General features: G+C 56.8%; 12 protein-coding genes and 1 CRISPR repeat array. Of the genes, 8 read left to right on the top strand and 4 right to left on the bottom strand.

Going from position 1 to position 17,249, the window contains the following annotated elements; translation table 11 throughout:
• Positions 1-139 precede the first annotated feature (139 nt).
• From THTE_RS17600 to argJ, 3 genes are all read left to right on the top strand, one after another.
• A complete protein-coding gene (locus tag THTE_RS17600; RefSeq protein ID WP_095416672.1) occupies positions 140-922 on the top strand; it encodes a 3-keto-disaccharide hydrolase in 783 nt (260 codons plus the stop codon).
• A 548-nt stretch (positions 923-1,470) separates the two neighbouring features.
• Entirely contained in the window at positions 1,471-2,484 is a 1,014-nt protein-coding gene (gene argC / locus THTE_RS17595; RefSeq protein WP_095416671.1) for an N-acetyl-gamma-glutamyl-phosphate reductase, read from the top strand.
• Between the two features lie 97 nt (positions 2,485-2,581).
• Positions 2,582-3,775 carry a bifunctional glutamate N-acetyltransferase/amino-acid acetyltransferase ArgJ gene (argJ, locus tag THTE_RS17590; protein WP_095416670.1) on the top strand — a complete coding sequence of 398 codons (1,194 nt, stop codon included), beginning with the start codon at positions 2,582-2,584 and terminating at the stop codon, positions 3,773-3,775.
• A 97-nt stretch (positions 3,776-3,872) separates the two neighbouring features.
• Here the strand turns inward: argJ and THTE_RS17585 are convergent, their stop codons facing one another.
• Positions 3,873-7,079 carry an LPS-assembly protein LptD gene (locus THTE_RS17585; RefSeq protein WP_157732220.1) on the bottom strand — a complete coding sequence of 1,069 codons (3,207 nt, stop codon included), beginning with the start codon at positions 7,077-7,079 and terminating at the stop codon, positions 3,873-3,875.
• 1,344 nt (positions 7,080-8,423) lie between these two features.
• Between THTE_RS17585 and THTE_RS17580 the strand changes: the two genes are divergently transcribed.
• The 5 genes from THTE_RS17580 (at position 8,424) to THTE_RS18145 (ending at position 14,598) form a co-directional block, all read left to right on the top strand.
• Complete coding sequence (locus THTE_RS17580; RefSeq protein ID WP_095416668.1) at positions 8,424-9,278, top strand: sugar phosphate isomerase/epimerase family protein; 855 nt, start codon at positions 8,424-8,426, stop codon at positions 9,276-9,278.
• Between the two features lie 104 nt (positions 9,279-9,382).
• On the top strand, positions 9,383-10,027 hold the full coding sequence (ruvA, locus tag THTE_RS17575; RefSeq protein ID WP_095416667.1) for a Holliday junction branch migration protein RuvA: 645 nt from the start codon (positions 9,383-9,385) through the stop codon (positions 10,025-10,027).
• On the top strand, positions 10,024-11,118 hold the full coding sequence (locus tag THTE_RS17570; RefSeq protein ID WP_095416666.1) for a zinc ribbon domain-containing protein: 1,095 nt from the start codon (positions 10,024-10,026) through the stop codon (positions 11,116-11,118). The genes ruvA and THTE_RS17570 overlap by 4 nt, the downstream gene beginning before the upstream one ends.
• Before the next feature lie 708 nt (positions 11,119-11,826).
• Positions 11,827-14,018: direct repeats of the CRISPR family, unit length 30 nt; unit sequence GTTTCAATCCCAACTTGGTTCGATTAAGAC.
• Between the two features lie 187 nt (positions 14,019-14,205).
• Entirely contained in the window at positions 14,206-14,346 is a 141-nt protein-coding gene (locus THTE_RS18150; RefSeq protein WP_157732219.1) for a hypothetical protein, read from the top strand.
• A 105-nt stretch (positions 14,347-14,451) separates the two neighbouring features.
• A complete protein-coding gene (locus tag THTE_RS18145) occupies positions 14,452-14,598 on the top strand; it encodes a hypothetical protein (protein WP_157732218.1) in 147 nt (48 codons plus the stop codon).
• A gap of 154 nt (positions 14,599-14,752) precedes the next feature.
• On the opposite strand, the gene THTE_RS17565 is transcribed toward THTE_RS18145, so the two are convergent.
• Genes THTE_RS17565 through THTE_RS17555 form a run of 3 tightly spaced genes read right to left on the bottom strand, consistent with a single transcriptional unit; the run spans position 14,753 to position 17,227 of the window.
• Positions 14,753-16,081 carry a TIGR03986 family type III CRISPR-associated RAMP protein gene (locus THTE_RS17565; RefSeq protein WP_157732217.1) on the bottom strand — a complete coding sequence of 443 codons (1,329 nt, stop codon included), beginning with the start codon at positions 16,079-16,081 and terminating at the stop codon, positions 14,753-14,755.
• Between the two features lie 10 nt (positions 16,082-16,091).
• Entirely contained in the window at positions 16,092-16,760 is a 669-nt protein-coding gene (locus tag THTE_RS17560; RefSeq protein WP_157732216.1) for an IS630 family transposase, read from the bottom strand.
• Complete coding sequence (locus tag THTE_RS17555) at positions 16,757-17,227, bottom strand: helix-turn-helix domain-containing protein (RefSeq protein ID WP_157731745.1); 471 nt, start codon at positions 17,225-17,227, stop codon at positions 16,757-16,759. Before THTE_RS17555 ends, THTE_RS17560 begins: the two co-directional genes overlap by 4 nt.
• Between the last annotated feature and the right edge of the window lie 22 nt (positions 17,228-17,249).

Genomic DNA, 17,249 nt, shown 5'->3' with positions numbered 1-17,249 from the left:
CTCCTGGGGCGTCGGTCACAGTGAACGTGCGTGTCCTTGACCTGCATTTCTCGCCGAACGATGATGGTCATTTTGTGCACCGTGCGCGTGCAGCGCTGGTTGCTTTCCTGCAGGTTGTTCGTTAAGAGGAGGTTCTGTCATGCGTGCTCTCACTGTGTGGAGTTCGGCGGTCATCTTGCTTGCGTTGATGGGCAGCCTTTCTGCTGAGGAATGGATCAGCGGAAAGGTGTGGCAGGAGCCACCTGTCGTCACCCCAGGCGAAAACGGCTCACCGCCGTCCGACGCGATCGTCCTGTTTGATGGAAAAGACCTTTCTGAGTGGGAAGGGGGTGAAAACTGGATTGTCGAGAACGGCTACGCCATCGCACAGAAAAATGGGATTACTTCGAAGAGAAAATTTGGCGATATTCAGCTTCACCTCGAATTTGCAACACCAGAGAAAATTGAAGGTTCAGGTCAGGGCCGGGGCAACAGCGGCGTCTATCTGATGGGACGCTACGAGGTCCAGATTCTCGATTCGTATCAGAACCCCACGTACTATGACGGGCAGTGCGGAGCCATCTACAAACAGCATCCTCCGCTCGTCAACGCTTCCCGAAAGCCGGGCGAATGGCAGACCTACGACATCATTTTCACCGCTCCCCGCTTCGACAGTGACGGCAAGCTTCTGAAACCGGCCTATGTTACGGTCATTCACAACGGAGTGGTTGTGCAAAACCACTTTGAAATCGAAGGTGCCACGGCGTGGGACGCCCCGCCGAAATACACACCCCACGGAGAAAAAGAACCCATCCATATCCAGTTCCACGGCAATTCGGTGAAGTTCCGTAACATCTGGGTGCGGGAACTCCAGGAGCTCAAATGCGAGCAGCGGAAGCCGGAAAACTCGGAGAAGTCCGAGAAGCAGTCGGAAAACCACTGATCGAGCCCGGTTTTTAAATGGGCGATTCGACGCTCGGGTGAATTGTCAGCCCGACGGAAAATCAGAGTCGTCGGGTTGCACACATCGATGAACCGTGGGATCAGGGGCGGCCGATCGGTCGCCCCTTCCAGTTTTTGGGAATATTTGGGGAACAGTCGTCCATGCTGTTTCCATGCGGCGCGAGGGCGAAAGCGTCTTGCGGGGGCACGGCTGTCGTGCCCGTGAAATGATTTGTCAGTCGCTGGTGGTAGGGGCAATTCATGAATTGCCCCTACAGAAATTTGGCTTCGGCCGTGGTTAATGTGTCTTGAGAGTGGATGAGCCGGCCCACCGTAATCTGGTTGCCCGGTCGGCATGCCGCTCTCGGCGATCCGTCGAGCATTCCCCCGAGTCCGCTCCTGTTAAACCGCGGTAAAGGGGGGTATATTGCAGGTAATATCAGCTTGCACTCAGTCCCAATGCTGAGAGAGGGGCGTCGGTCTTGCCCCGAGTATCTGACCACCACGGATTGATATTGATTGTTCTAAAGAGTTTGACAGGTACTGGTTATGGCTATCCGCGTTGCAATTTTGGGAGCCACCGGCTATACAGCAGTCGAACTGATCAAGATTTTGCTCCGGCATCCCGAGGTGACGATCACGGCGTTGACCAGCCGGCAGGAGGGGAACGCCCCCATCGCCAGTGTACATCCCACCCTGGTTGGCCGAATTTCTGCTAACTTGGAGAACCTTACCCCGGCGGAGGTAGCGGCTCGGGCGGAGTGCGTATTCAGTTGCCTTCCCCATTGCGCCAGTGCCGAAGTCATCCCAGAACTGTTAAAGGCCGGCTGCCGGGTGGTGGATTTCAGCGCCGATTATCGGCTGAACTCCCCGCAGGTCTATGAGGAATGGTACGGACACCGGCATCCCGACCCAGAACGCCTGGGGAAGGTCCCCTATGGTCTGCCGGAGCTGTTCCGTGAAGAAATCCGTGGCGCTTCGCTGGTAGCCAATCCGGGCTGTTATCCCACCTCGGTGATTCTCGCTCTGGCACCACTTTTGAAGGCCGGGCTGATCGAACCGCGGGATATCATCGTAGATTCTAAGAGCGGCGTCTCCGGAGCAGGACGCACACCCAAGTTGACGACCCACTTTCCAGAGTGCAACGAGAGCCTCTCGGCCTACAACGTGGGGCGGCATCGCCATCAGCCGGAGATTGAACAGGTTCTCGGTCAGGTGGCGGGGAGCACGGTGGAGGTGGTTTTCACGCCCCATCTTGTTCCGATGGATCGGGGCATTTTGACGACCACCTATTCCCGGCCCACTCGACAGGTATCGGAGGACGAAGTGCTCGATTGTCTGGAAAGTTTTTATCAAAATGAGCCGTTTGTTCAGGTGGTGGATCATCTTCCCGCCACCAAAGATACGGCAGGCACCAATTTTTGCCATATTACCGCCCGCATTGTGCGGGATCGAATCGTGACAGTGAGTTGCCTCGATAACCTCGTGAAAGGGGCTTCCGGAGCCGCGGTCCAGAATTTCAACCTCATGTACGGATTTCCGGAAACGACGGCCCTTTTGTGAAGCCGCGGCTGGCTGGCAGCTTCCACCACGGGGTGGTACGCGGATTGGAAAGTCACAATCGCAGAGATTACGCTGTTTCGGCGAGAGACCCCTGACAATGGCAGTGCGTGTTCCAAAAGGCTATCTGGTGGCGGGTGTCCACTGTGGACTGAAGCGTGACCTGCGGAAACCGGATCTGACGCTCATTGTTTCCGAGACGCCGGCCACGGCGGTGGGCGTGTATACCCAGAACATCGTCTGCGCCGCCCCAGTGCAGCTTGATCGCAAGCGGACGCCGAGCACACGGATTAGGGCGGTGGTGATCAACTCTGGTAACGCCAACGCCTGCACGGGGGAGCGCGGTCTTCGGGATGCCGAAGAGATGGCCCGCCTCGCCGCCAAGGCCGTCGGGGTCGAAGAAGATCAGGTCCTGGTGATGTCCACGGGTGTGATCGGGGTCTATCTGCCGATGGACAAGATTGCCCACGGCATCGAGCTGGCCGCTGCCCGGCTGGGCAACGATGAGGAAGCCCTCATCATGGCTGCCCGGGGAATGATGACCACCGACACGGTATACAAGCTCTCGGGACGCACGCTCTCCCTCGCCCGACGCGAAATCCAGATTACGGGGATGGTCAAGGGCGCGGCGATGATGGGGCCGAATCTCGCCACCATGCTGGGCGTCCTTTTCACCGACGCAACCCTTGACGTGGACACGGCTCAGCGCCTCCTGCGCGAAACTGTGGACGACACGTTTAACTGCATCAATGTGGACGGTCACACCAGCACCAACGACACGGTGCTCTTTCTGGCCAATGGCGCGGCAGGTGGCCCGCCCCTCACCGGAGATCTCCTGGAAGACTTCCAGCGGGAGTTCCACAGTTTGTGTGTGGAACTGGCCCGCATGATCCCTGCCGACGGAGAAGGGGCGACGCACCTCATCACCATCGAAGTGACTGGTTGTCGCACTCGCCAGGACGCCCTTCAAATTGCCCGGGCCATCGCCAACAGCCCTCTTGTCAAAGCGGCCATCCACGGTGCCGATCCCAATTGGGGACGCATCGTTTCCGCGGCAGGTTACGCGGGAGTGCCCTTCGATCCCAACAAGTTGACCCTCTATCTCAACGGCTTTTGCCTCTATCGCGATGGCACACCCGTCAAGTTTGACGAAATCGAGGTGTCGAACTCCATCCGGGCGGAACGCGAAACACGGATCGAACTTGTGCTCCAGGAAGGCAATGCCTCCGGGCGGTTCTGGACAACCGATCTGACGCCCGAATACGTCCGCCTCAACGCGGAGTATCGCACCTGAGTCGCACCCCAATCATGGTGTTGGGTCGCACTGCCTTCGGTCGCGTGACACCTCGTGATCCTGTGCCGCATAGTGGTAACGACCGAACAGGCGTCGATCACTCCAGTCCTCGGGCGCCGGCCACAGGGATTCTGGCTCCGGTGGCTTCCTCTGCACGCCGTTTTGGCCAGAATCGCGGTTCCACGGAGAAATGCACGCCCACGCTGTCCCGGCTGGCATCGACATTGAATCCCGCACTGACGAGGAACGATTCGCCGATTCGCGTGAGGGAGAAACTCTGACCGATGTTGCTCGATTCCCCGAGGTCCACCGAAACCCCCAATGTGGTCATCCACTTTGGCGACATCCAGTAAGAGTAGGAGAGAAACAGGACGGTGCTGTCGATCGGGCCCTGAAGAATTCTCAGCCCCAGATAGAGATCGCCACGCGGGGGCCGGCTGAGATATCCTCCAAAGGTCAGCAATTTCTGTCCGGAGTCGAAGAAGTCGAAAAGCCCGGACGAAGCGAGCGTGAGGCGGTCTCCCACAAACCATCGGGCGTCATAGTCGAGGAGTCCCACGAATCGGCCGAAGTTATCGCGCGATGAGTCGGGGAACAGCGAAAAATGCGTGTCGAAGGTGATCCAATCAACGATCCTCTGGTTGCCCGGCATCCCGCGCTTCGTTTGCCAGCGCTGCTCCACACCCAGGCGAATGAGCGTCAGATCATCGGCGATTTCCATGCTGGGCGATGTGACCCAGGATGCCAGGCCCGTCCGCAGGGCGTAAAAGCGTTCGTCGAAGCGATCGGGCGCCGGTGGGCCGCCGAAGCCACTGCCCGGCCCAAACGTCAACACGGCGAGTCGGCGTCGAAACGCCTCGATGGCGTCGTCATCCAGGGGCTCATAGAGCGGAAGGAGATCCATGTCGCGGCTGGAATTGGCCCAGAACGCCTCCGCTTCGAAGGTGATTTTGTGAGCAATCCCATGGACGTTGAACAGATCGCTTTGGATGTAAGGATTGACGGCCCACACAGGAAGACTGGCCCGCGCTCCGAGTTGAACATACCCCCGCTGGACACTATCACCCGCCCGGTCTTCACCCCAATGTCCCAGTTCGCCCAGCGCATAGGGAACAACTTTTACCGGGCCAAGTTGAAACGGCCAATCAATCTCCTGGCGAGAGATGAATCGCTCGCTCACCGTGCGGAGTGGCTGGCCCGTGATCGAGGACGTCTCCCACGGCAAATAAGAAAAGGCCGCCAGATCAGCGGGGTCCTCCGGCCCTGAGGCAGCCCGAAATCGGGCCAGACCCACACTCGTGTGTTCAAACCATGTGAATGCGTCGTTGAGAAATGATTCGCCCAACTTGTAATGGTCGAATCGTGGAAGCCAGTCCGTCTGGGTGAAGAACGGATTGACACGCACCGCGGCCGACAGATCCCACGACGCGTTTCCGTAAATTCGCTTGAGCGAAATCGCCGTGGACTGATCCTTCAGTTCGTCCCATTCACGCTCGTAGTACTGTTCCAAAAAATTGCGATCGGAAATAAGCCCGGCCTCAGCGGTGAGCTGGTACTCCTCAGAAAGATATTGCCGGTGCTGCCAGAGAAAGCGGTATCGATAGTTTTTCTCCGGTACCAGAGCCCGCCGACCTTTTCCCAGGTTATCCAGTCCGTCATCGTAGATCCCCCAGAAGTCCGCCAGACCCGTGGCATAACCCGGCAAACCAAAAAAGCCAAATCGGGAGTAGCTTACCGAAGTGCCGTGACCCAGCCCGCGTTCACTGAGATAGTCCAGGCTGAGACTCCATTCCACGCCCTCCGGCCTGTTGCGGATCCCGAGAAGCTGGAAGGCGTCCCAATTCGTCAACACCTGCGTACCAAAAATACTGTCGTGGCGGAGGCGAAAACGGGTGAGGTAATACGTCGGCCGGGAAAGATCTCCGGCTAGCACCGGCCAGTAAAATACGGGAATATTTCGCAGGTAAATGAAATTGTCCCGGCTCATCGCCCACGGATGATGTGTCATCACCGGTTGGCCGGTTTCCGGGTCGATAATCGGCTGACCCGTCACCGGATCGAGAGCCGGCTGAAGACGGTCTTCCACATAGGCGAACTGCGTTTGCAGACGGTAGCCCGGTACGCCCATGCGGCTGGTGGTCACAAAGAGATTTTGCGCGAAAAACTGGGTTTCGTTGAGCTGCTGGAGAATCTCCGCCCGAAGACGCAAATAACCTTCGTAATCGGGTAGCCGGGTGAGCAGTTCCGCATTGAGAATAATCCCTGCCCTTCGAGCCACATCGTAGTACATCCTGTCGGCGTAAATAACCCGATCTCCCTGCCGGAAGACAATGTGGCCCTCAAGATACAGTTCCAGAGGAAATCGGCTGGGCTGCGTCCGTTCGCCGGTCAGATCGGGCTGCTCTTCCCCCGTGTACCAAATCACCACCCGATCCGCCGAAATATCCACCGTGCCCAGGGGCCCGGCCTCCTCCACGATCACATTGACCCCCGCATCAATGACGCCGATCCACTGGCCTCCCTGGGGGGCCGGAAACCACTGCGCCTGGACGGGCACATCCCCGCGAGGAAACACGCGAATGCGGCGGCTGGCCGTGCTCGGTCCCGTCCCACCCCCAGCATCTTCCGGACGCAACGCCCGCTGCGTGATCCCCTCTGCCTCGGCATTCCGTCGGGTCATCGCACGGCGAAATACCGGAGGATACGGGTCGGGCTCCCCCGCCACCTGGCCTACATGCGTTTCTAAATCCGCCAAAGTGTAAAGCCGCCCAAACCAGGTTTTATCCGTGAGCTGGGCCTCGCCGCCCTCGGAGCCCGTCTGAATCTTCACGCCTCCTTCCAGATAAACGATGACCTTGATCGGTCGCGGAGGAAGGTTGAACGATTGCGAATCAGTGGGCGGACGGTCAGGAGATAAAAGGGACGGGCCGTCAGAAGACGTCGTGGTGGTCCCCGCGTTGGGAGCAACAAGTTCCGGTCCTGGTGGTGCCACCTGTTCCTGGGCAGACGGTGCCATGATAGGGCCAAGCGGCCCGCTGTCGGGAGACCGGTCCACCCACAGCACGGCTTCTCGGGATTGCAGAACCACCGGCCCCTGCCGAATCTCGCAGCTTCCGCGGAGAATCCACACCTCATAGCTGCCCAGTTGCCAGCGGTTGGCGGCTTCCGCACGGATTTCGACGGGAAACCGTGGGTCCGCCGGAAGTGCGATTTCCCCGGCATCAAGCGGCGCAACGGCTACCGCCAGCAGCACGAGGCAACAGCGCAGGCTCCACACGAGGGAACCGTCGGGCCCAGCTCCCATTTTCGGCAAGCCGAACGGCCACCGGGGAGAGGTTGCCCTCCACGGTCTGGCGAGAGTTCCAGCTTTGCAAAACGACTTGGACCTCAGAGCGACGCTTCCCTGCTAACTGAAAGACGCATCCGTGTGATTCGCCGCATAGTCCCAGCGAGAACCCCCATTCTCAGGGGATGTGGGGCGGATTATACGCGAGTCTGTCACTCACGTTCAACCCGGTTTTCCGCTCGGCAAGGTATCAAGGTGTCAGGGAGTTGAGGTATCAAACCGGCACACTTTTGAGCCAAAACGGGGACAACATGTCAGGTGGAGCCGAAGTTCCATCCCCGTGGGGGCAATTCATGAATTGCCCCTCCAACGTCGGAGGGACGTGCTTGTCACGTCCATATTCGGAGGGACCCGCTTCTCGGGTCCGTGTTTCGGAGGGACCTGCTTGTCAGGTCCGTCATTGACTCGTCGGGTCCGATGAAGACCGATTGATGACCCATGCCGCTTCACCGGGCACGACAGGCGTGCCCCTCCGAGAACATCGGAATGACCCGCTTGTCGGGTCCGTGTTTCGGAGGGACCTGCCTGTCAGGTCCGTCATTCACCGTTCGATCATCCATTACCCTCCCCCCGGGGACTGAAGTCCCGGGATGAAAGCAGGGCTAAAGCCCCGCACTCCATATGGAGTGCGGCGATTCATCGCCGCTTTTCGGTGAAGGCTTTAGCCTTCACAACCTTGCCGTTTGCCGTGTTTTCCCGCGAACGCAGAAACAATCCGTGGGTAGGGGCAATTCATGAATTGCCCCAACGCATATGGAGGGACCCGCTTGTCGGGTCCGATGAACACCGATTGATGACCCATGCCGCTTCACCGGGCACGACAAGCGTGCCCCTCCGGAGACGTCGGAGGGACCCGCTCGTCGGGTCCGTGTTTCGGAAGGACCTGCTCGTCAGGTCCGTCATTGACTCGTCGGGTCCGATGAACACCGATTGATCACGCATGCTGCTTCACCGGGCACGACAAGCGTGCCCCTCCGGAGACGTCGGAGGGACGTGCTTGTCACGTCCGCTTGCTGACTTTGGATAATCCACGTTAATTTCCGCGGGCACGACAGGCCTGTCCCTCCGAAGGACACTTGCGAACGAAAAAACTCTCGAGTATCTTGACGGCAAACTATTGCCGAAGCGAAGCGCATCCCGCATAATCAACGGGTCGCGCAGCGGTCGTAGCCATACCGAAAAGCCGCCCCCCGAAGCACCCAGGCGGCACAGCGCTTCCCGCGGACACGCTGGGGTGCGCGTTCAGATGTGGCGGAAAACGAGGTGCAGAGGTCATCCCCAGAGCTTGAGGAGGAACCAGCCGTGGAAAAGTGGCCAATCGGTGTCTTTGCCAGTATTGACGCAGGCTTGGGCGTGCAGCTTCCGGTGGCCCGGGAACTGGGTGTCCCCACCATCCATCTCCATACCCCCAAAAAGGAATCACGCACCCCGCAACGGGCTCAGGAATTTCTGCAACAATTGAAGGATTTCGGCCTGACGATCACCGTGGTGTTCGCGGGATTCGAAGGCGAAAGCTACGCCGACATTCCCACCACGGCTCGCACCGTCGGTCTGGTCCCGCCCGATACCCGTGAAGAACGGAAACGTGAACTTCTGGAAATCGCCGACTTTGCCAAAATGCTGGGCGTCGATGCCGTTGGCCTGCACGTGGGATTTATTCCCCATGACCGCAACGACCCCAACTATCAGGCGGTGAAGCAGGCGTTGCAAGAAGCCTGCGATCACTGTGCACGGCAGGGCCAGCGAATTCACCTAGAAACCGGTCAGGAAACCGCCGAAGCCCTCCTTCAGTTTCTGGAAGACGTGGGGCGCGATAACCTGTTCATCAATTTTGATCCCGCCAACATGATTCTGTATGGGACGGGCGATCCCATCCCCGCCCTCAAAAAGGTCGGCCGATATGTGCGGAGCGTCCACTGCAAGGACGCCAAGTGGGCCGCCCAACCGGGAAAAGAATGGGGAACCGAAGTCCCCTTCGGCACCGGCGATGTCAACGCCGAATTGTTCCTCCGCACTCTGGCCGAAATCGGTTATGATGGACCTTTGACCATCGAACGCGAAATCCCCCAGGAGCCGGAGCGCCAGAAGGCGGAGATCGGCCACGCCATTCGGGTGATCCAGGAAATCAAACAGAAAATCTTCGGTTCCTCATCCTGAGGTAGCCCGAAACCCCGGAAAAAGCGTTCCCGGCGGCAATATCGGCGGCCACGTAACCATCCGGTGCCGAGTCGGGTCTTTAATCCAGAAGGAGTGCTGCGGCGTTGATCACACAAATCGAGGGCGAGCTGGTGCGACTCACGGAGGAAGCGGCCACCGTGCGGATCGGGCCCCTCCACTGCGAGGTCCTCATCCCGGAATACACGCGGCGGCAGCTTCAGGCGCTCTTGCACCAGCGGGTGGTCCTGCACACGATCTTTTATCTCGAAGGCGGTGTCAATGCGGGAAAGCTCAGCCCCCGCCTGATCGGTTTCCTCTCCGAAATCGAGCGGGAGTTCTTCGACCTCTTATGCTCCGTGGACGGCATGGGGGTGAAAAAGGCCCTCCGCGCTATGTCGCATCCCGTCAATGAAATCGCCACCGCGATCGAACAGCAGGACCACCGTTTTCTGGCGAGCCTGCCGGGAGTGGGTCCGGCGACCGCGGAACGCATTGTCGCCAAACTGCGACGCAAAATGCCCAAGTTCGCCCTTTGGGTGACCCAGCAAAAGGTCACCGAGGAGTCCCTCGTCGAACCCGACGTCATCTCCCAGACATACGAAACGCTCCTTGTCCTGGGACACAGCGAAAGCGAAGCCCGGCGGTTGATCGACTCTGTCCTCAGCCGTAAAAAGAAGTTCAGCAGCGTGGACGAGATGCTCCACGCCATTTACGAGCGGCAATCTCAACAGGGAAGCAGGACGGCGTGAAAAAATCCGGGGTTCCCACCTCACCACCTCCTGGACCGCAGGCCAAAACCCCTTGGCCCCGTGTGGAAACGGAGGCCTGCGCCCGTTGCGGGGCTCCCCTGGAACCGGCCGACCGATTCTGTCCCGCCTGCGGCGCTGTCCACCAGCCCCCGTCTTTGCCCACGCAGGCCAGGCGGGCATTTCAGGAGACGATCACCTGCGACAATTGCGGGGCAACCCTGCACATCCGGCCCGACCAGCGCAGCTACACCTGCGAGTACTGCGGCAGCACCTATGTGCTCGACTTTGCCCCCGAACTGACTGGTCGCCAGGCCCCGGAGTTCGTGCTCGGCTTTGCCATTTCGCCGAATGAGGCCAGGCAACTTTTTTTGAAGTGGATGGAACGCCGTGTCGGGAGTGCTCCGGCAGCCTTCCGTGAAGCCGTCCGGCGTGCCGATATTCGCGGCGTTTACATTCCCTTCTGGTCGTTCTCCATGCTGGCGGAAAGCCAGTGGCAGGCCACCATCGGTGAGTACTGGTATCGCACCGAAACGTACACCACCTACCAGAACGGAAAGCTGGTCACCAAGACCCGCACCGTTCGAGAAACCGAATGGTGGCCTCTGGCAGGGAAATATCACCAGTATGTGAGCGGGTATCTTGTGTCGGCCAGCAGAAATGTGCCGCAGCAGGTGGCCGACCGCCTCATCCCTTTTCATTTGGCCGGTCTCCGGCGGTATGACCCCGCTTATCTGGCAGGATGGGCCTGCGAAGAGTACGTCGTCGATCGGCCGGAAGCCGAGTCCCGCTGCAAGGAATATTTCCGGCAGTATCAGGAGCAGTGCGTCGCGGCGTTTCTACCGGGCGATACTTACCGCGGTTTAGTCGTGGATACTCAATTTTCACAGGAAGCCTCCGATCTCATTCTGCTGCCCATCTATGTCATGCGCTTCGACTATGCGGGCAAGACATATCGAGTATGGATGAACGGCCAAACGGGGGCTATTGCGGGAGAGGTGCCGCGATTCTGGGGACGGTGGATCATTGTCGGCCTGATTGTGCTGGCGGCGCTTCTCGCACTGGGATTTCTTGTCACTCGTCTGTGGGGATAGACGGGGATTCTCCGTTCTATTACTGGCGCCGGTTGCCAGATATAGTGGCGCTTATTCCCTCGTAATGGAGTGCGGCGATTTATCGCCGCTTTTCGGTGAAGGCTTTAGCCTTCACCACCTTGCCGTTTGCAGTGTTTTCCCGCGAACACAGAAACGATCCGCGGGTAGGGGCAATTCATGAATTGGCCCTACCGCATATGGAGGAACCCGCTTGTCGGGTCCAATGAAGACCGATTGATGGCCCATGCCGCTTCACCGGGCACGACAAGCGTGCCCCTCCGCGGCATCTCTCGGAGGGACCTGCTCGTCAGGTCCGTCATTCACCGTTGGATCACCCATTGCCTTCGGCGGGGACTGAAGTCCCGCGCCGATAGCGGGGCTAAAGCCCCGCACTCCATGGAGTGCGGCGATTTATCGCCGCTTTTCGGTGAAGGCTTTAGCCTTCACCACCTTGCCGTTTGCCGTGTTTTCCCACGAACATAGGGACGATCGGCGGGTAGGGGCAATTCACGAATTGCCCCTACCGCATATGGAGGGACCCGCTTGTCGGGTCCAATGAACACCGATTGATAGCCCATGCCGCTTCGCCGGGCACGACAAGCGTGCCCCTCCGGAGACGTCGGAGGGACGTGCTTGTCAGGTCCGCCGTTTAAGGTTTGATCGCCGGTCCCTCCTGGCTAAGACGGCTTGGTACCAAATGTCCACAGAGTTTCAATCCCAACTTGGTTCGATTAAGACAGAGCGCACCTGTGTGAGTGAAAACACCGTCACCGGCATTTCAATCCCAACTTGGTTCGATTAAGACCCGTCACGGGGCCGGGAAGACTCGGCCAGTGACTACGATTTCAATCCCAACTTGGTTCGATTAAGACCTGGCGGACAAGTTTAAATTGGTGCTTAAAAACACCGACAATTTCAATCCCAACTTGGTTCGATTAAGACACAAGATCGGAGACATAATTGAATCACCCTATGCGATTTCAATCCCAACTTGGTTCGATTAAGACGAACCTGAGGTTTGGTATCGCCTTGATACCAAAGAATTACGTTTCAATCCCAACTTGGTTCGATTAAGACGGTCTCGGCGAGGTGATTAAAACAGTGCTGGATCACGGTTTCAATCCCAACTTGGTTCGATTAAGACGTTTCAGTATATCATACAACATAGAAAGTATTAATTTGTTGTTTCAATCCCAACTTGGTTCGATTAAGACGTTGTATCGGACGCGTACGCAATCAAGGACCACCTAAGTTTCAATCCCAACTTGGTTCGATTAAGACAAAGAGCGATGCAAATTGCCGCTCCAGAGCGTCATGCGGTTTCAATCCCAACTTGGTTCGATTAAGACTGATTTTTGTTATTTGCTTCCAATTGCCTTCAAAGGGTTTCAATCCCAACTTGGTTCGATTAAGACTCTTACTTTAAATGACATTGCAAACTGGATAACCTATCCTGTTTCAATCCCAACTTGGTTCGATTAAGACCGTTCACGGTAGCAGAATCGATACGCAATGCTCGCGTTTCAATCCCAACTTGGTTCGATTAAGACTCTCTGAGACGCACAACCACACGCGGTCCCCGTGATGGCGGTTTCAATCCCAACTTGGTTCGATTAAGACGAGTGAAACTTGTTAATAAAGATTGCCGTCGCACAAGTTTCAATCCCAACTTGGTTCGATTAAGACCATTCTCACCGCCTGCCGATTATGACGTCGATCACGTTTCAATCCCAACTTGGTTCGATTAAGACACGCTGGGTCACGCTGAGTGCCTCGCTAAACTGATTGAGTTTCAATCCCAACTTGGTTCGATTAAGACTGGCGTTAGGACCCCCCCGCGGTTCAGTCCTAAACGCCAGTTTCAATCCCAACTTGGTTCGATTAAGACATCCGCGTCGCTCTCCCCTTCAACATCCTTGTTGAAGAGTTTCAATCCCAACTTGGTTCGATTAAGACGATCTGGGAATCAGTCCGAGAGAAAGTAAAGTATGCTCGTTTCAATCCCAACTTGGTTCGATTAAGACGCAGGTGGACGGTTGAGACAACAAAAGACTTCGCACGTTTCAATCCCAACTTGGTTCGATTAAGACGGCGTATGCTTATCATATTTTTGCGAACGTGTGAGCGCGGTTTCAATCCCAACTTGGTTCGATTAAGACACGAAAATCCGTACGTGAGCTGTGACGAAAACATTTTTGAGTTTCAATCCCAACTTGGTTCGATTAAGACAAGGACTTGAACGTGTTTACATCAGCAATGAGACCCGTTTCAATCCCAACTTGGTTCGATTAAGACCACTGAAGCCCCTCCCGAATTAGAGTGCCTTCCTGAGGTTTCAATCCCAACTTGGTTCGATTAAGACCATGTCTGTTCCGTCACCACCAATCAGTTCTATCTGATGTTTCAATCCCAACTTGGTTCGATTAAGACTCCCAATGTAGTGGAGTACATGCGGGACAATAAGATAAGTTTCAATCCCAACTTGGTTCGATTAAGACTAGAAATTAAAAGCGCAGGGGACATCCGCTTTTAAGCGTTTCAATCCCAACTTGGTTCGATTAAGACGCGTTGGCGATGCCGAATGCCAAGCTGTGAGACCCACGTTTCAATCCCAACTTGGTTCGATTAAGACAGCCCGACACGCTCGACCGCCTGCAAGCGATTCAAGGTTTCAATCCCAACTTGGTTCGATTAAGACTAACGTCGGAGGCGAAAATCTTGAGACTCACAGTCCCGTTTCAATCCCAACTTGGTTCGATTAAGACAACATGCCAGTGGATACAATGATCAAAGTTCTGGAAGGTTTCAATCCCAACTTGGTTCGATTAAGACAACAGAGCGATCAAGACGCAGTTCGACGTTTTCAAACTCTTTCAATCCCAACTTGGTTCGATTAAGACCCACCCGCAAAAGCCGCTATTTTCCGGGCTTTCCGCCCTCCTCCCACCCCCTGTTTTGCAGTCGATCGCCGGTCGTGCGAAAATCCCTGGAGATCGACTGCAACTAAGCGTATGAAAGAAAGCCAGTCCTGTCAAGCCCCGCAATGTGGTAGGGGGGAGCGCGTCTAAATGGGGGTGACGAACTCAGATGAGGATCCCCGGCGGCGGAAACTGGCGGCACAGCTCGGCAATCTCCGCGCAGGGGGTGTTGGTGTTCCGAATTGTGCGGCGACATGTGGATGAAGTCGTGTTCAGCAGAGCCGAGGCAGAACTCGGTTTACCGAACTGATGCCGACCGAAACGGTGGGCCCGACCTGGCCACATCGACCATGTCGCAGTTTTTGAAAATGCTCGATGCTTTCAGGATGCCGAGTCGTCCGGGAAAGCGTGATGCATGCAGAAAGGAACAGAAGCCGAGGGAGCGGATGTTGCTCGATGGCACACGATGCGACGAAGCAGGCTGGGACCTGCCGCTCCTTTCGGACAAAAGGAAAGGCGAGCCTACATCATCTACGAAACGACCTTGCGACCCTGGGGCTGAACTTTCGCTTCTTTGACATTTTGGTCAACGCGACTTACTCGCGCCGGGTTGTAATTTTAACCTGCTCGGGCTCGCGTATTTTGAGGTTTCCACCGGATGCTCGATGGGTAAGTTCTGAAGGTGGGGGTGGTGAACAGGCTGGGCGACATTAAGTTCATCCACAAGCCGAACCTCGCGAATTGCCAGTATCCGGCTCTGCCAGTTTCTGGAGAGTTGGGTCGAACGCGGATGGGTCGGGCAAAACCGGACGCTCGCGGTACTCATTTTTGGGTTGAATGGTCATGTACCGCGTATTAGGTCGGTTTTGCACTGTCAAGAAGGGAGGTATGTTTGGAACGGGCGGATACCCGGGCCATTCCATCATCTTCAGGAGCATCCCAATACGCTTGATTTCGGAAAGATGACGGCGGTTATTCAACCCGAGCGTGCCGAGGATGTGTTGCTCAAAGGCCTGCGTGAGCCTTTCCAATGTTGACCGATCGGAAAGCGATTGGCCGGAATCTGTAACTCCCGTGTGCCAGTGATCGTCTTCAAAGAGTGAGCTGTAGCGCTTTGGACGATCTGTCAAATACAGTGTGGCCTCCAGCTTTACTGCTCCCATACCCAGGGGCTTGCCCATGCCGAGATGATGACAGTAGGTCTTCGCTGGATTGCCCAACGGGTGTAGCGTCCAGCACAATGCCCCCAACTCACGGTCAGAAAGGTTTTCGAAGTAGATCCGGAACTTAAATCTCACGCCTGGTTTTACAGGCCTAAGTTGCGTATGTTGGGTGCTGGTTTCTAACTCGCGGAGCCCCGCCCTCTTTTCCTCGATCCGCTCCCTCATTTGATCGAGCGTCAATCCCTCGTCCGTACTCAGTCCCTGATGCCAGTAGCGTTTGTGCCCGCGGATCACAGTTTCATGCGGTGGTGGGCTATCGTAGTGATCAAGTCGGTTCTTATCGTCGGGCTCCTGTTGGGTCAGGTAATGCTGAAAAGCGGTGGGTTTGGGTGTCGCGAGGATCTTGGGAGTGATTGGTTTATCGGACAGCCAGTAGTCAGTCTGGCCTTCTTCCAACACGGCATCGGTTACAAATACGCGTCCGGCGTAAGCGCGACGCTTGTCGCCTTGCGGCGGTAGTTGTGTAGCTGGGAAGTCGTCTTTGCTCCTCACAAACCCGAATATTGCATCTGCATAGTCAACCTGTAATGGGTCTCGGAGCGGTTCAGGGATCAACTGATGAATTGATCGCTGATAGGGGAGGCGAAACATCATCGTAGGTCCGAAGAATACAAGATTACCCGCCCCATCGACCAGGTAGAAAAGAGGATCACCATCTCTGGTTAATGGGCGAGTAGGCAATCCACGAGTCAAATCCCGATCCTCCTGATATATCTGCCACAGCTCATCTGGTATAGGAATAAGTGGCCGCTTGGGATCAGGCTGGTAGATTGCACAATGCCAGTGCTTGGGATGCTTGCCACCTATGTGACCTGACTCCACTAGTGCTCCGTCACAGGATAATTTTGGGATAAACAGACTTCAGTTTGCAGCGGGCATCTTCCGCGGTCATTTGCCAGTCGACACCCCGCTGCCGAGCGTTTAGGTCTCCCGACCACGCCGCAATTTCCTCCTGAAGAAGACGTAACTCTCCCACACGACGCCCCGCTAGACACTGCCGGGTCAAACAGCTCAACTCGCACTCCGCCACGTTCAGCCAACTGCCGTGTTTCGGCGTGTAAACAAACTCAATGCGACGAACGTACTGACGAGCCCGCTCCGCTGGGAACACCTCGTAAAACGCCCCTTTCGTGTGCGTGTTCAGGTTGTCGCAGATCAGCGTGATCCGCTCACAGTCCGCGTAACGCCCGTCCAAAAGCGCCGCCACCTCCGTGGCCCAGTCACTCTTCGTCCGACGTTCCCGCGCCGTTGCCTGACGCCAACCGACCAAGGGCTCGCAAAACAGGAAGATCGCCGCCGTCCCCGCTCGTTCATACTCGTAATCCACTCGCCGGGCATGCCCTCTCGTCGCCGGAATCGGACGCCGCACTTCCTTCACCAACTGCACCGGCTGCTCGTCCATGCAAACGACCGGATGCAACGGATCATACGGCCGACAATACACTTCCAGCACCTCTTCCATCTGAGCGGCAAACTCCGCATCCGCCTCCGGCGGTATCACCCAGTACTGAATCTTCCGCGCCGTGATCTCGTTTTTTTTAGCGCCCGGCGTACTGTCTCGTGGCTGATCGATTCCACCACTTTCAGCTCCACCAACCGACGGGCCAGGAGGCGAAGCGTCCACTGACCGTAACCCGCAGGCGGCGGCCCCAAACGGGTGGCAATGATTTTCGCTTCCACCTCCCCATCCAGAATCTTGTTCGCTGGTGGCCCCGACCGGCTCTTCCCTTCCAGCGTCTCCTCAAAACCCCGTTCCACAAAACGCTGACGAATCTTCTCCACCGTCTGTCGCCGACACCCGAACGCTTCGGCAATCTGTTGGTCCGTCCAGGCCGGACCGTCCGCGTCCGCCTTCAGCAGAATCTGAGCGCGACGGACCTTCTGGCTGGTCCCCTTCAGCTTGCGAATGACCTCCTGGCATTTCTGACGTTCTTCCTCGGTCAGCCGGACAATATACTTCTTTCGCATGGCAACCCTCCTTGGCAAAAGG

Source organism: Thermogutta terrifontis (assembly GCF_002277955.1).
Classification (GTDB): Bacteria; Planctomycetota; Planctomycetia; order Pirellulales; family Thermoguttaceae; genus Thermogutta; species Thermogutta terrifontis.
The sequence above is the reverse complement of the archived record's forward strand: the minus strand, read 5'-3'. Positions and strand labels throughout refer to the sequence as shown.

Coding starts and splice junctions, on each gene's coding strand:
- argC (WP_095416671.1), top strand. CDS start 1,471: ATGGCTATCCGCGTTGCAATTTTGGGAGCCACCGGCTATACAGCAGTC.
- THTE_RS17555 (WP_157731745.1), bottom strand. CDS start 17,227: ATGCGAAAGAAGTATATTGTCCGGCTGACCGAGGAAGAACGTCAGAAA.
- argJ (WP_095416670.1), top strand. CDS start 2,582: ATGGCAGTGCGTGTTCCAAAAGGCTATCTGGTGGCGGGTGTCCACTGT.
- THTE_RS17585 (WP_157732220.1), bottom strand. CDS start 7,079: ATGGGAGCTGGGCCCGACGGTTCCCTCGTGTGGAGCCTGCGCTGTTGC.
- THTE_RS18150 (WP_157732219.1), top strand. CDS start 14,206: ATGAGGATCCCCGGCGGCGGAAACTGGCGGCACAGCTCGGCAATCTCC.
- THTE_RS18145 (WP_157732218.1), top strand. CDS start 14,452: ATGCAGAAAGGAACAGAAGCCGAGGGAGCGGATGTTGCTCGATGGCAC.
- THTE_RS17600 (WP_095416672.1), top strand. CDS start 140: ATGCGTGCTCTCACTGTGTGGAGTTCGGCGGTCATCTTGCTTGCGTTG.